Origin of the sequence: Pseudoalteromonas sp. SG44-17 (genome assembly GCF_014164235.1) — a bacterium.
GTDB classification, from domain to species: Bacteria; Pseudomonadota; Gammaproteobacteria; order Enterobacterales; family Alteromonadaceae; genus Pseudoalteromonas; species Pseudoalteromonas rhizosphaerae.
Window position 1 is genome coordinate 137,322 of the sequence record NZ_JACJEV010000004.1, and the last position, 14,390, is coordinate 151,711.

Consider the following 14,390-nt stretch of genomic DNA (forward strand, 5'->3'; position numbering starts at 1 on the left):
CCACCTCAAGATGCGAGCGTCGTTAGCAAAAAGATTCTATTGCATCGTCGTGCTAAAAAACAAATAACCCGCAAGGAAAGACCATGAGTGTAAAACGCATTAGTCAGTTTTTCAATCCGACTTCGGTTGCCGTGATTGGTGCATCGAATAACGTTTCCCGAGCAGGATTTGTAGTAATGCGCAACTTATTACAAGGCGGATTTAACGGCCCTATCATGCCAGTAAGCCCGACTAATAGCGCCGTACATGGCGTGTTGGCCTACCCGTCTATTGCGGCGCTACCGAAAATACCGGACCTTGCAGTTATTTGTACGAACAAACACACTCTACTTAATATCATTGCAGAGCTGGGAGAGTTTGGCTGTAAAAATGCGATTGTGATCGCAGCCGGACTCAATCATGAACAAAAAACAGCACTGCAAGAAGCCGCTAAACATGCCAAAGTATCGTTACTTGGCCCTAATTGTTTGGGTTTATTGATCCCCCATATTGGCCTCAATGCGAGTTTTTCTCACACTATCGCAAGCCCTGGTAAATTAGCGTTTATTTCACAGTCAGCTGCTGTGTGCTCCACTATTTTAGATTGGGCAAAACATAAAGAAATTGGCTTTTCATACTTTGTCTCTGTGGGAGATTGTTTAGATATCGACTTTGCTGAACTACTCGACTTTTTAGGTCGCGATGCAAAAACGAAGGCTATTTTGCTGTACATTGACAACATTGAGAATATCCGCAGCTTTATTTCAGCTGCTCGTGCCGCTGCGTTTAGTAAACCGGTGATCGCCATTAAAACCGGTAAAACAGCGGCAGGAGCACTTGCTGCCGAAATTCACACTGGCGGCAAGCAAAGTTCAGATGCGGTGTATGACGCCCTCTTCCAACGCGCAGGTATGTTACGGGTAAATGATTTAACTGAACTGTTTGCTGCTACACAAACACTGGCCATGCATCCTAAATTATTAAAGGTGGAACAACTCACCATTTTAACCAATGGCGGCGGCCCCGGCGTAATGGCCGTTGATAGCTTATTACAAAGTTCTGGTAAGCTGACACAATTAAGTGAAGAAACCCGTGCGGCGCTCAATAAAGTGATCCCACAATCGGATATGACCTCTAATCCGGTGGACATTTTTGGTGACTCAGTTCCGGCACGCTACCAACAAGCACTGGAAATTTTATTGCATGCTAAGGAAGTAAAAAATCTACTGATCATTCACACGCCATCGGCCCTTGCGCCAAGTGAAGACTATGCATTAATTATCGCTGAAACGTTGAATAAACTACCGAAAATGGCGCGTCCTTATGTGATCACAAATTTTATGGGCGAAGATGCCGCCTATGCCGCCCGTCGTGTATGTAGCAACTACGGCATTCCTACTTATCGCACCCCAGAGGGCGCAGTTCGTGCCTTTATGCACTTAGTAAGTTATCGCCGTAATCAAAAACATTTAACCCAAACTCCAGAGTCAAACACAGATGACGCTAAAATCAATAAACACGCAGCAAAAGCGCTCGTGAATGAGTTTTTAGCAGAGCAGCAAAGCTATCTATCCACCCATCAAGCCAGCCAAATACTCGCTCACTATGGCGTTGAATGTATTCAAACCGAGGTCGCATACACGCCGACAGAAGCAAAAGAGCAAGCCATAGAGCTAGGCTTTCCTGTGGCACTGAAACTGATCAGCCCTAGCATTCCATCTAAATCAGAAGTCGGTGGTGTAGTACTTAATCTCAATGACGCACAAGAAGTTGAGCAAACCGCTTTTGCAATGTTATTAAGAATAAGAAACACCTACCCTGATGCGATTATTGAAGGTTTTTCGCTACAAAAAATGGCTCCCAGAGCGGGGGCCAATGAACTACGCATTGCCGTAAAAACTGAGTCTAATTTTGGTCCTGTAATACTTCTAGGAGAAGCCGGCACAGGTCTAGAGTTTGCTCAAGCAGCGGTTGCTTTACCACCTTTGAATATGAACTTAGCAAAATATTTAATTGCTGCGGCGCATGATAAAGGCGTGCTTAAAGATCGCATTTTGCCTGAGAAAGTTGATAAGTATCGCCTGTGTGCATTGCTTACGCGAATTTCACAACTGGTAATTGATCAACCCGATATAACTTCGCTTGAGTTAAATCCTATTTTAGCCAGTAATGGCCAGTTTTTGGTGCTTGATGCCACCATGACCCTGAGTCACTACCAAGTACAATCACATCGTAAACGCTTATCTATTCGCCCTTACCCAATTGAGCTGGTTAAACAAGTGACGCTTAAAAATAATACCCTTGCGACACTCAGACCAATAAAGCCAGAAGATGAACAAGCGCACCAAGAGTTTGATCAATCTCTCAGCAAAGAAGATCGCTACAAGCGCTTTTTTGGTGAGCTGCCGCAATTTAACCACGATCAACTCGCTAAAATGACGCAAATTGACTACGATCGTGAAATGGCGTTTATTATCACTCAAGACAACGCCACGCTTGGCGTCTCTCGGGTGTTAATGGACCCAGATAAAGTGCATGCCGAATTTGCTATAGTAGTACGCTCAAACTGCCAAGGCCTTGGCTTAGGTGGCTTATTAATGCGCGCCGCTATTGAGTATTGTCAAAGCCAAGGCGTACAATTTATTGAGGGTATCACCCTGCCGGAAAATACCGGAATGATTGAATTAGCCCGAAAACTAGGCTTTAAGATCAGCCGCGACTTTGAAGAAGGCAGTATAAACATGGTACTGAAGTTATAAGGGACTATAGTTGAAAGTAACGAGCTGGAAGCACTGGCCTAATATCGACTTAGATGCTGACTTACTAGCAAAGTCAGTTATTAGATACCAAGATATTCATGATCATTGCTTTATAAAACTGAGCTGTAATAGTAATAGTGTATGTAGCGCATTTGGCATTAAACGGCACTTCAAACATAACCCATTAGGAACAGTTGAAAAAAACAGCTATCCCCATAGTTTATCAGCTTTGTTAGATGATAAAAAAAGCCCTAAAGAATTAAACGATTGTCCGCAACTACTCATAAATATTGAAGCACATAAACGTGTTAGCGAGCACTTTAGCAATGAGAATAAACTGTGTTTTGCAACGGTTTACTCTCCGCTTTATCATTTAAATTCAATGCTTGCGGGTACATTAACTGCAGCCGAGTTAGAGCGCGCACCTTACAAAAAGATGTTATCTTTATTAAGTGATATAACAGCACAATATATTGAAGCTTTACTATTAATTAAAAATGTTAGAATTTACTACTGCAGCTTTCATGCTTGTGGTGCATTTTGCAGTTATCAGCAATTTAAAACACTTGTAGCGCCTTATGATGAACAATGCATAGCGCAGTTAACACATCAAAACCACCTTCTTCACTATCATTGCAGTTCTTCCATTTATTTTGATTACCTAGATAGTAACAGGTTCTCTTTACTATCAATTGATGACTGCCACGATGTGGTATCTATAAAAGCTTTGCTCACTAGCTTCCCTGATATTACATTTGTAGGGCTATTGGATAAATTATTATTACCGCGCCCACTTAAAACGGAAGAAATTGAACAATTTTTATTATACTGCCGCCGCAACTTAGACCTTAATAGAGTCATTATTGCCCCAAGCTGCACTCTACCTGTAAGCATTAAAAACAATACATTATTAAGAACATGTTCTATTGTGAAAGAACTGTGATTTTTATTTATATCTACGGAAAATAATCAATTGAGCATAATACATACAGAGTTAATAAAAGGCATTGAGTTATACCAAAAAAACCAATACCAATTAGCGCAGGCAAAATTTAAATATGTACTGAGCAAAGACCACTCATCTTTGATTGCACATCGTTATTTGACCGAAATAGCACTGATAGAGGGCACAGCAAAAAATCACATAGCGCCATTAATAGCTTGCATGGCAGCACACCCAGCTTCAAGTGAGCTTAGTTATACCTTAGGTATGTGCTACCAACAAGCACGTGAGCTTCCCTTAGCGGTTGCACAATATCGCCATGCATTAGAGATGTTTTTAGACACTCCACCCATCCATAGCTACAAACAACAACCAAAAGTTGAATTCGATACCAAAATACATGAGGCCTTGCTATGGAAAACCCTTGCCCTTTTACGCCAAGAAAACATTAAATCCTTTGCCACAGCAGGTAGCTTATTGGGCATCATACGCGAAGGTGCAATTCTCCCTTTTGATAAAGATATTGATATTGGAGTTGATTGGGGGCAAATGGAGCAGGCTATTACACTTTTAAAAAGCCAAGGCTGGCATGAACATATGCGCTCTTATGACTTAATTAACCCACGATGCTTTGCTCACCCAGATGGAGTGACCTTGGACATTTGTGGCTTTGGTGTTGATACCGCCAACCAACAAACTATTTGTGGGCTTTGGATGAGTGATATTCCCTTTGAGTGGAATAGAATTACACAATATCCAACCTTAAATTTAGTAGAAAAAACAACTCCCTTTGGCAACGTATGGCATCTAGCACAACCTGAACTGATATTAAGTGCGCTTTATGGAGATTGGCAAACACCCGACCCTCTTTTTGATACTATTTTATGCGCAAAAAATATTCGCTCATTCTCGTTATTAACACAGTGCTTTGTGTATTCAAGGCTTTATAAGTTATGCTTAATGAGTGAATGGGGGAAATTAAAACACATATTAAACCAACTTACTTTTTTTGATAATAACGACGAATTAATAAAAAAATTAACCGATAAAGCCGAAAGTATGCCTACATGACTCTAAACTCACAAATACATAGCTTAAATTCAGATAATAAAAGCAGTCATAATACGCGCTGTTTGGCTCTTGGTGTATTTGACTTATTTCATATTGGTCATTTAAATTATTTAAAATTTGCTAAAGCACAAGGAAGCGAACTGTTTGTTGCGGTTGCGTCAGATGACTTATGCTTTGAAAATAAAAATACGTTTCCGATCATTAATCAGCATGAAAGAATGGCGATTATAAGCGCACTGGCGATCGTGGATCACGTTGCCTTAGTGCCAAGTCCAATAGTAAAGACTCAGAGCACTTGTAAATGGATACAAGCATGGGGAGTAAATAAGGTGGTTGTTGGCGGGCAATGGCAAAATAGTGAGCGCTGGAATGAAGCCGCTGATGCATTACAAGCGTACGATATTGATGTCATGTTTGCACCACAAACACCTAATATTTCGAGCTCGGGTATTAAGAAAAAAATAATCACATCTTATTCCGATAGTTTGTAATGCACGTTTTAATTCTACATTACAAGTTTTCACCGCTTATATGCACACTCAATACGACAATGTACAATCTGACATAACCATATTTATAGCCTTTGAATAGTCGCTATAAGCTAAACTCTAAACCAGTATTATTTTTAAAAGAACACGGATTTAATTTGAATAATTTACGTAAACGCACAGCGCTATTTTTTGAAGGTAATGGGGAGTACCGTAAGACTGGTCATTACATCGATATATTTCTAATATCGCTGATAATGATTAATGTGATTGCAATTGTGCTTGAATCCGTGGTCAGTTTGGCTCAGCAATATAAGTATGAATTTTTAATACTTGAGCTTGTCTCGGTTAGTATTTTTGCCATCGAGTATTTACTTCGCCTTTGGTCATGCGTAGAACGTGCCGAGTACAAAAGTCTAGACTGTGGTAATTTTCAACGCCGTTTAAAATATTTACTCTCTCCTTTAGCCTTAATTGATCTCATGGCAATCCTGCCCACGCTCTTAATGATGTTTATCACCTTTGATTTACGTTTTTTAAGAGTGCTCAGACTCCTACGTGTTTTTAAGCTCACTCGTTACTCACGAGCAATGCAGCTACTTTTACAATCATTTCGTGATGAAAGCAGTTCGCTTTTGGCCGCATTCTTTATAATGGCAGTGGTGCTAATTTTAGCTTCCTGCGGAATTTATTTAATTGAACACGATATACAACCGGATAAATTTGGCTCCATTCCTGCGGCAATGTGGTGGGCAATGGCAACGCTGACCACTGTAGGTTATGGTGACGTTGTGCCAGTAACACCGCTAGGGCGTTTTTTTGGCGGCGTGATCACGTTACTGAGTATGGGAATGGTAGCAATACCCACCGGCTTATTAGCTTCGAGTTTCTCTGAACAGCTACGTAAGCGTAGGATCATGTTTAGTGATGCGGTGCATGAATGTCTGCATGATGGCGAGCTAGATGGCAAACTAGATGATGCGCAACTGGAGCATCTAGAGAATTTGCGCTGTAAGCTTGGTTTAAGTAAGCAAGAAGCAAACAAAGCAATTAAGTCTCAACTTAGTGCACGCACTAAAAACCTTTATTGTCGTCACTGCGGTGAACGCCAAGACTAGATATAGCTTCTAGTTAAAATTTCAACTGTTTAGGGCATCAACACCGCGATTGGTTTAATTGTAGTGTTGAGTCTCAAAAACGTTATGACTCAGCAAATAAAACCCAAGCTATAAAAAAGAAGAAAGCAAAGAAGACCATACCTTTTATATAGCCAGTATTTCGAACTTTAAGCCAAAATTCTCTTTGAGTTTTTTGCTCCGTATGACTGAGCAAATAATCACAATGCGGGCACCTGTTTCCTAAGTACATAATCAAATTACAATTAGGACATCTCGCTGATGGCTTAAATTCGGACATATCCATAATAGTAGGCTTCTCAGGCTTCATAACTTCCTTGATTCATAATAGTTATTTTTTTGCTAAAACAAGTTAAGCTTAAAAATTCAAAAAAGTAACCATTTATAAACTCGGCACTGATATTTTCACCATTTAATAAAACTCTAGCTAGCATTAGTCTTCATTCAACAACGACTGCCAGTCTTTATTTAATAATGCGCTTACATCATCACCTGGGATTGGTTTACTGAATAAATAGCCCTGAAATAAATTACAGCCTAAGTTGCGCAAAAAGGTAAGCTGCTGCTTAGTTTCAACGCCTTCTGCGACGCATTCTTTACCTAAGCTTTTCGCCAATGCAAGCGTTGACTGAATAATCGCTTCATCGTCACTATCTATACCAATATCTGTTACAAAACTGCGATCAATTTTCAGTACATCGATCGGAAAGCGCTTTAAATAAGTGAGTGAAGCATAACCTGTACCAAAGTCATCCATATATAAGCGACAACCTAGTTGCTTCAACTTTGACATGCTATTTAACGCTTGCGGTGAATCATGCATCAGCACTGATTCTGTAATTTCAAACACCACAGAGCTGGCTGATACATCAGCATTAATTAGCGCACTGCGAATTTCATCAACTAAATTTTTATACTCAAAATCCAGTGCAGACAGGTTAATAGACACATACAAGTCAGGCTTTTGAAACTGCCATTGTTTAAGTTCAATCAACGCTCTAGCTAAGGTTTGCAACATAATTTTTGTTATCAAACCGATACTCTCAGCAGCAAGCGCAAACTCTTGTGTTTCATAGCTGTTATTTTCTGGCCAACGCAGCAATACTTCCAGCCCTTCGGCCTGATGGGTTTTAGCATTAACAATTACTTGGTAATGATTACAAAACGCATGATTTTGGTAGGCTTGAGTTAATTGTGATTCTAAATGCAGAGAGCGTTGTACATGCTGGTTCATTTCTTGTTTATAAAATTGATAACAACCTTCCAAGCTCTTTTTCGAATGATACAGTGCAATATCAGCCGCTTTAATTAAACTTTTAGCACTGAGTGCATCATCAGGCGAAATCGCCACGCCAATACTTAAACTGACACTAATCGCTTGGTTGTTAATAATGATGTTGTCATTCAAGCTGGCCATCAACTTAACGCACAGTAAAACAACCTCTTCGATTTGTTGAATGCCCTCGACTAACAACATAAATTCATCACCGCTAAAACGGGCAACACTATCTTTGGCCTGTACACGCGATTTGATCCGCAATGCCACCGCCTTTATTATCTCATCGGCAGCTTCATGCCCTAGCGAGTCATTAAAATACTTAAAACGTTTGATATTAATATTGAGTAACGCTACTTTTGAATTTTGGCCTTTTGCCTGTTCAAGTGCGTGTTCAACCCGGTCATTAAATAAAGTACGATTTGGTAACCCCGTTAAACTGTCGTAATTTGCTAATAAAAACAATTCATTTTCAGCTAACTTTTGCGCATTAATATCAGTGAGGATAACCACATAGCTTTCTAAGCGTTGTTCAGTATCTGCCACAGCACTGACTTTAATTAATACATGGCGAGATTCACCATTAGCTAAATAAACGGTATCTTCTGCAGAAAAATGTTCACCAGCTTGCAATTCCTTCATTACACGTAAATAGTTAACCCTTACAACACGACTTAACCCTAAGTGTAATGAGCAGCTAGAACGATAATCAACAGGAAAGTTAAATGCGCTCTGCAGTGCTTTGTTGGTAGCTAAAATACGTAAACTTTTATCCAGAATAAAGACCCAATCGCGGGTTTGCTCAAATGCTGCGCCAAATAAACGGGCATGTTCTTCAAACACTAATTCACGAGTCATATTAGTGTAAGTGCCGGCCACTTTCTCGGGTGTACTTCCTTGCCAAGCAACCACTTTGCCAAAGTCTTTATACCAGCGCCAATAGCCTAATTTATGGCGTAAACGATAGGTACAGTTAAAATAGCCTTTCTCGGTGGATAAAAATTCTAACCATTCGATACGAAAATGTTGTTTATCTTTAGGATGTATTTTTGCTAAATAATCATCCAAATTAACCGATTCAACATCATAACCCAGCTCATTTTTAAGTCGTGGTTGATAAATGATTGGACTTGAAGATTGCCAATCCCACACCCCTGAACGACTGCCCTCTAATGCTAACTTTAAGCGCGCTTCACTTTCTTGGCTTTCTCTATGGGCTGCTAATAATAATTGCTGAATTCGATTACGACGCATAATCCAAGCCGCAACTAATCCAAAAAAAACCAGTGCGTAAAGCACTATAAACTGAGGCGCGCGCCATAGCGGGTATTTTACCACAATGTCCAATACTGCCGGTTGTGTGTAGTCGCCAGTAAGCGGATCTTTAGCCCAAATTTTTAGTTGGTATTTGCCGGGGTTAAGTTTTGGAAATAGCACTCGGTTATTATTACGGGTATAAGACTTTTGCCCATCAGAGAGTTGATACTCATAAATAATACGTTCTTGGTAGTTAAATGCCATTGCCGAAAAAGCCACTTCAAGACCTATATCGTCGTGCTCTAAGGTGATTGTTTTTATTGGTTGCTTAAGATCCGTAGATAATTCACGAGACATCAAATCAATGCTGGTTATATTTACATGATCAATTAAACCATGCCTAGGTTGATTATCATTTGGGTAAAAATAACTAAATCCCTTTAACGTACCATAGACTATTTGGCCGGTTTTTAAACGCGTAAATGCACCACTATTAAACTCGGTAGAGACCAGTCCTTCTGATGTCGTAAATTGCTGAAAATGTTTGTTTTCTGGATTTAATCGCCAGATCCCTTTATGACTACTCATCCAGATCATTCCAGCATCATCTAACACCATATCGTACAATAAGGTGCCGAGCTTATTTTTATCTAAATCTATGGTATACAACAGCTTGTAATTCGATGCATCAAGACCAATTAAGCCAAAATTCGATAACGTGATCCACAGCACATTATTATTATCAACAATATAAGACATTACATTAACGGCTACATTTTCGTGTTGCTGTGGCACGGTATAGATTTTTGTTAAAGCAAATGAGTTTGGATCAACCTGATAAAGCACCCCTGCATTATAAAATAACGGGGAGTCAGGTTTGGTAGATAAAGGCGGTAAGAAACCATAAGCTAAAAACGGTTCAAACTTTTCAAATTCACCACCTAAAGGAGTGATCTTTTGGCTGTCGATATTATAAACAAACATGCCATGATCAGAATGAACATAAAATAATTCACCATTTGGCATCAATACTGAGCCATGTATCCACCCTGTGATCAGGTGTTGCTGGCTTGGGTCGGCTGTTGTTGCAGGAAAAATTTCATAGCTATGCGGATCAAAACTAAAAATCCCGCGATTAGTACGCAGCCACAATTTATCTTTATAAGGAGAAATAGCGTAGATATTAAATTCAGTGGTAAACAAATCAGCTTGATAATCTTTTAAAAACACTTGCCCTTGATTAGTTTTTAAATCAACCGCAGTTAAACCATTATGAGTTGCTAGCCAGAGTTTATCTTCATACTCGGTTATGCCCCAAATAGAAGGGTGCGATAAACCATCACCGGAGAGCATGCTGGCATTAACATTTTCAAAATGATAATTATCATAAGGTAAATAAAATGCCCCATCACTTTTAGTAGCTGTCCACATAGCGCCGTTACTATCTTTGACAATATCGATAACACTTGGATCTGCCAGTGAGTATTTACTTTCTTTTACTCTATTATTTTTAGTCAGCTCACCGCTATTCAAATCGAGACTAAATAAACCTTTATCGGTGCCTAAATCAAGCACCCCATGGTCATTTATTATTTTCCAAATATTAAGATCGTTCAATATGGTTTTATTTTTAAAAGGCACATCTGGGCGCTCAAACATACTCGGTAAATCACTAATATCAACTTGATATAAACCACGTACGGCCCCCACTAACAGTTGCTCATTTTCGCCTATTGCAAACGACTTTATATAATTTTGATACACATGGTCTGGCTCGGTGCTTAAATGCTCTAATTTTCGGTATTGCCCAGTTGCTATATGATAGACATATGCGCCAGTACTGGCGGCAATGAAGATATAACCTTTGTAATGTAATAAATCGCGGATCACGGTATTACGAGTGCGCTCTGGTAATTCAAAAATAGTCTCAATTTGGCCCGTCGCTAAATCAAGGCGAGCAAAGTCCCAACCACGGCCAATCCATAATGACTTATTATCGGTGGCAACCATACTAAATACAGACTGACTTAAGACTTGTTCTTCACTGGTGGGTTTTGATAAAAATTGTTGATAACTATCGGTACTTGGATCATAGCGAAACAGCCCTGCAACTAACGATGCAATCCAAATATAACCATCCGGGTCTTGATATATAAGGTCAATAATTGCTTCATCTAATTCCCCGTTTGGCCCTGCAATATGTACTACCTGATAGCCATCGTAACGATTTAAGCCTCCTTCAGTCGCCAACCAAAGATAGCCGCTTTTATCTATCAACATGGTATTGACATAGCTTTGTGATAAACCTTCACTTGGCGATAAGCGTTTTACCTGCGCCATAGTAGCTTGGCTAGCAACAACAAAGGCGGCTAACAAAAAGAACACACTAGCCTTAAACCATTGACCCATCTAAATTTCCACGTGGTTGTTTTAACAAATTATTTTTACTAGCACTGCATAGCTACGATATTTCGTTGCTTATAGACAGTAAAGAGTGTATCTAAAGGTGGTGGCAATGTTAACACAAAGTTAAAGCCAATTGATTGATAAAAATCAGCTAAATAGTTATAAGCAAATGTATAAACGAGTGAATTTTGATTAGACAAGGTATGAATTAGTAGTTTTTTTGCAATTCCTTGACCGCGCCAAGCAGGTGCAACCAGCAAGGTAGACAAAAACAAATAATCACTGCGATTTTGAATTCTGCATGCCGCGACAATAACTAAGTCATTATAAACAACCCACACTTGATCTTGTCTGGTTGCCCGACCTCGGGCTTTATATTGATCGTAAAACTTATTCACTAAAGGGGTTTTAATTGGCTCTAGGCATTCAAAACGCAATGCCGTCATTAACTTTGCATCGTCGCTAAATATTGTTCAAATTGCTGCTTCAAAAACATCTGCTCTGCCACTGGCCGACTATGAATTGTATTGTATATTTGCTCACGAGTACTCTTACCACGCTTTATTTGATAAGCCCAAAACGATGCCTCGTAATCCAATTGAATTTGATATTTTTGTTCACGAGGTAGTAAGCATAAGTTAAACGACATAAATTACCAGTTATTACTAATCATATTAATGCCCAGAGTATAACAAACATTTGCCTAAAAGAGTCACGGCTAAACTTGCGCTTTTTAGCTTTTAAACGTAGATTGGTGGCGTTTTTAGTCCTAATATGGAAACGCTGTGATTAAGTGCTTTTTTTATCTCATATTGCTCTGTTATTCACTAACGCCACTGAGCACTATAGCGAACACGCAACATATGCTGTTTAATCGCCCAGCCGATACCCCACAGGCTCGCTATGTGATTGAGCTGATGACCCTTGCATATAAGGAACTTGGCTATGATGTACATATTATTGACTTTAATCACCAAAGCGCTTTATCTGCAGCGAACAATGGCACGCTTGATGGCCAATTAGGGCGAGTGGCCAGTATCAGTCAACAATATCAAAACTTGCATCCGGTTAACTTTGCGCTATTTGAGTTTAACCTTGTGCTATTAAAAAACTGCCAACAATGTACATTTGAGCAGCTAGACAATATCGCCATTCAAGTTGGTTATCCTGCAGCGCAGAGTTACCTTAACGAACACCCTTTTATTGGTGACATTATTAAGGTGAAAAGCGTCACTGCTCAACTTAATTTACTCACTCAAGGTAAAGTACAAGGTGTGATTTTACTCGACTTTTTATTGTCTACTAAACACCCTCAGTTTAATGTTAAGCAATTTCAAACTGAAATACTGGCACCAATAAAAAGCTATCACTTTTTGCATTCACGCCATAGCGCATTAATTCCTAAGCTTGAAAAAGAACTGCATAAACTCAATGAAAATGGCACAGTTCGTTTACTCAGGGCTAAACATAATCTTGATTAAAAACCAAAATCCCCCTGCTCCGATGGTGCTGACTTAGCGATAAGTGCTTGGCGCTTTTGCAAGTAACGTTTATAACGCTGTTGACACAAACTAATGACTTGCTTTTTTTCTACGTTTGAAAATGAATTCCAACCAAAGCGTTCCTCCCGACTTCGATAGCAGCCTTTGCAATAGCCTCGGTTATTTACCTCGCAAATGCCTTTGCAAGGACTTGGAATTTCAAAAATTTCAATTTGTTGCATAACAAACATCGGCCAATAAACACAACTTTAGTATAGCCCGTTTTTTAAACGAAAAAAAACCGTAACTTAATTACGGTTTTTTTGAAGATGTTTTACATTAGTTATTGGCCGCTTTCGCTACTATTAAACTCAACCTTACGATGAAATGGCTTAGCGTACATAGCTAACACCAGAGGTTTTAATTCATCTGGAACACGCGCCATACGCATCTCAAATGCCTGAGCATCGGCTTTATTAATCACCGCCTGTTTACAGCCACCAGCGATATAATTTCCTGGGTGTAAAAAGAACGAATCAATAATTTGCTCATCGATGGTTTTTGCCAGCTGCTCTGGTGATTCACACCCGTCTTCAATTGGTTGCCCAAATGCTAAATGAACATGCCCTTTGGCGGTACTAAAACCTTCAACAATACTGGCAATATCTTCACCCGCTGACTTTACATATTTACCATGATGCTGCTTATGATAAAGCTCTCTGGCTTTGGCTGTTGCACAAGGTTCATATTGATATGAAATTGATACTGGTACAATTTTTAGCTCACGTACATACTCAGCAAACTCTTTCTTTTGCTTACGACCATTAAGCTGCAACATTTTAAGTAGCGCAGGATCTGTTTGATCAAAGCCATCTTTAGCGCGGCCTTCTTTTTGTGCAATCCAAATTGAATCACCACCAGCAAGCGAATCGTAAATATAAGCTGAAAGCTGCGATAGTGCTCTAAGCATTTCTTTTGGCGCTTTAACTGAGCGCTTAACAATAAAGCTTTTATTTAAACGCATCAGTTCGGTGATATAAGGGATTTGCAGTAAGTTATCACCGATGGCGATACGGACTGTCTTCATTTTGTGACTGAATAAGCCCCAATTAATTAAAGCAGGATCAAGTACGATATCGCGATGATTTGAGATAAACAAATACGCTTGCTTTGGATCGAGTTGATCCAAACCAGAAAAGGTCACCTCAGTTGTGGTGCGTTTTACCAGCTGTGCTAAATACTTAGCAACGATTTGTTGAACTTGCTCAACACTGTTGATAGCGCCCCACTTTTTACGTAACTGATACTTTACCAATGTTCTAGATAAAAAGGGTACAGCTGATAAAAAACGCGGTAAGTTATATTTTGCAACTACATCAATAAACGCATTATCATCAATCAAGCGTGCAACCGAAGCGGCTACTTCATCATCATTGTAAGGTCTTATATCTGCGTACTTGTCCACTGGTTCACTCATTACTGCATCTTTAAAGTTAAAAAAACGGTGCGCTCGTGCGCACCGTTTATATTCTATAGGCGATTATAACTCAGACAACCTAAAATGCGAACTAAGTCATTAATTTGGTCCATTGTT

General features: G+C 39.5%; 11 protein-coding genes. 6 read left to right on the forward strand and 5 right to left on the reverse strand.

What is annotated here, in order from left to right:
• Positions 1–83: 83 nt before the first annotated feature.
• The 5 genes from H5182_RS04765 to H5182_RS04785 all read left to right on the forward strand — a co-directional run bounded on the left by H5182_RS04765 (position 84) and on the right by H5182_RS04785 (position 6,358).
• Entirely contained in the window at positions 84–2,738 is a 2,655-nt protein-coding gene (locus H5182_RS04765; RefSeq protein WP_182731337.1) for a bifunctional acetate--CoA ligase family protein/GNAT family N-acetyltransferase, read from the forward strand.
• A gap of 10 nt (positions 2,739–2,748) precedes the next feature.
• On the forward strand, positions 2,749–3,681 hold the full coding sequence (locus tag H5182_RS04770; protein WP_182758124.1) for a uroporphyrinogen decarboxylase family protein: 933 nt from the start codon (positions 2,749–2,751) through the stop codon (positions 3,679–3,681).
• Positions 3,682–3,711: 30 nt separating this feature from the next.
• Positions 3,712–4,752: a M48 family metallopeptidase gene (locus H5182_RS04775; protein ID WP_145234906.1), complete on the forward strand. Its 1,041-nt coding sequence runs from the start codon at positions 3,712–3,714 to the stop codon at positions 4,750–4,752.
• Positions 4,749–5,243, forward strand: a complete 495-nt coding sequence (locus H5182_RS04780) for an adenylyltransferase/cytidyltransferase family protein (RefSeq protein ID WP_182734555.1) — start codon at positions 4,749–4,751, stop codon at positions 5,241–5,243. Before H5182_RS04775 ends, H5182_RS04780 begins: the two co-directional genes overlap by 4 nt.
• 155 nt (positions 5,244–5,398) lie before the next feature.
• Positions 5,399–6,358 carry an ion transporter gene (locus tag H5182_RS04785; RefSeq protein WP_145234904.1) on the forward strand — a complete coding sequence of 320 codons (960 nt, stop codon included), beginning with the start codon at positions 5,399–5,401 and terminating at the stop codon, positions 6,356–6,358.
• Positions 6,359–6,809: 451 nt separating this feature from the next.
• Here H5182_RS04785 and H5182_RS04790 read toward each other — a convergent pair whose 3' ends face one another.
• From H5182_RS04790 to H5182_RS04800, 3 genes are read right to left on the reverse strand one after another with little or no spacing between them, the layout of a single operon-like run.
• Entirely contained in the window at positions 6,810–11,318 is a 4,509-nt protein-coding gene (locus H5182_RS04790) for an EAL domain-containing protein (RefSeq protein WP_182759609.1), read from the reverse strand.
• Between the two features lie 38 nt (positions 11,319–11,356).
• A complete protein-coding gene (locus tag H5182_RS04795; RefSeq protein ID WP_145234902.1) occupies positions 11,357–11,761 on the reverse strand; it encodes a GNAT family N-acetyltransferase in 405 nt (134 codons plus the stop codon).
• Positions 11,761–11,964 carry a DUF3283 family protein gene (locus H5182_RS04800; protein WP_064667173.1) on the reverse strand — a complete coding sequence of 68 codons (204 nt, stop codon included), beginning with the start codon at positions 11,962–11,964 and terminating at the stop codon, positions 11,761–11,763. The genes H5182_RS04795 and H5182_RS04800 overlap by 1 nt, the downstream gene beginning before the upstream one ends.
• Before the next feature lie 214 nt (positions 11,965–12,178).
• On the opposite strand from H5182_RS04800, the gene H5182_RS04805 reads away from it, so the two are divergent.
• A complete protein-coding gene (locus H5182_RS04805) occupies positions 12,179–12,796 on the forward strand; it encodes a transporter substrate-binding domain-containing protein (protein ID WP_145234901.1) in 618 nt (205 codons plus the stop codon).
• On the opposite strand, the gene H5182_RS04810 is transcribed toward H5182_RS04805, so the two are convergent.
• Both H5182_RS04810 and H5182_RS04815 read right to left on the reverse strand, forming a co-directional pair.
• Positions 12,793–13,038, reverse strand: coding sequence for a DUF1289 domain-containing protein (locus tag H5182_RS04810; RefSeq protein ID WP_145234900.1), 246 nt, complete (start codon positions 13,036–13,038; stop codon positions 12,793–12,795). The genes H5182_RS04805 and H5182_RS04810 overlap by 4 nt on opposite strands.
• Before the next feature lie 101 nt (positions 13,039–13,139).
• Complete coding sequence (locus tag H5182_RS04815) at positions 13,140–14,273, reverse strand: 1-acyl-sn-glycerol-3-phosphate acyltransferase (RefSeq protein ID WP_145234899.1); 1,134 nt, start codon at positions 14,271–14,273, stop codon at positions 13,140–13,142.
• Between the last annotated feature and the right edge of the window lie 117 nt (positions 14,274–14,390).

Bases quoted from the DNA above. Each gene is read 5' to 3' on its own strand.
- H5182_RS04765 (WP_182731337.1), top strand. From the start codon at position 84: ATGAGTGTAAAACGCATTAGTCAGTTTTTCAATCCGACTTCGGTTGCC.
- H5182_RS04780 (WP_182734555.1), top strand. From the start codon at position 4,749: ATGACTCTAAACTCACAAATACATAGCTTAAATTCAGATAATAAAAGC.
- H5182_RS04790 (WP_182759609.1), bottom strand. From the start codon at position 11,318: ATGGGTCAATGGTTTAAGGCTAGTGTGTTCTTTTTGTTAGCCGCCTTT.
- H5182_RS04795 (WP_145234902.1), bottom strand. From the start codon at position 11,761: ATGACGGCATTGCGTTTTGAATGCCTAGAGCCAATTAAAACCCCTTTA.
- H5182_RS04800 (WP_064667173.1), bottom strand. From the start codon at position 11,964: ATGTCGTTTAACTTATGCTTACTACCTCGTGAACAAAAATATCAAATT.
- H5182_RS04805 (WP_145234901.1), top strand. From the start codon at position 12,179: ATGCTGTTTAATCGCCCAGCCGATACCCCACAGGCTCGCTATGTGATT.
- H5182_RS04810 (WP_145234900.1), bottom strand. From the start codon at position 13,038: ATGCAACAAATTGAAATTTTTGAAATTCCAAGTCCTTGCAAAGGCATT.
- H5182_RS04815 (WP_145234899.1), bottom strand. From the start codon at position 14,273: ATGAGTGAACCAGTGGACAAGTACGCAGATATAAGACCTTACAATGAT.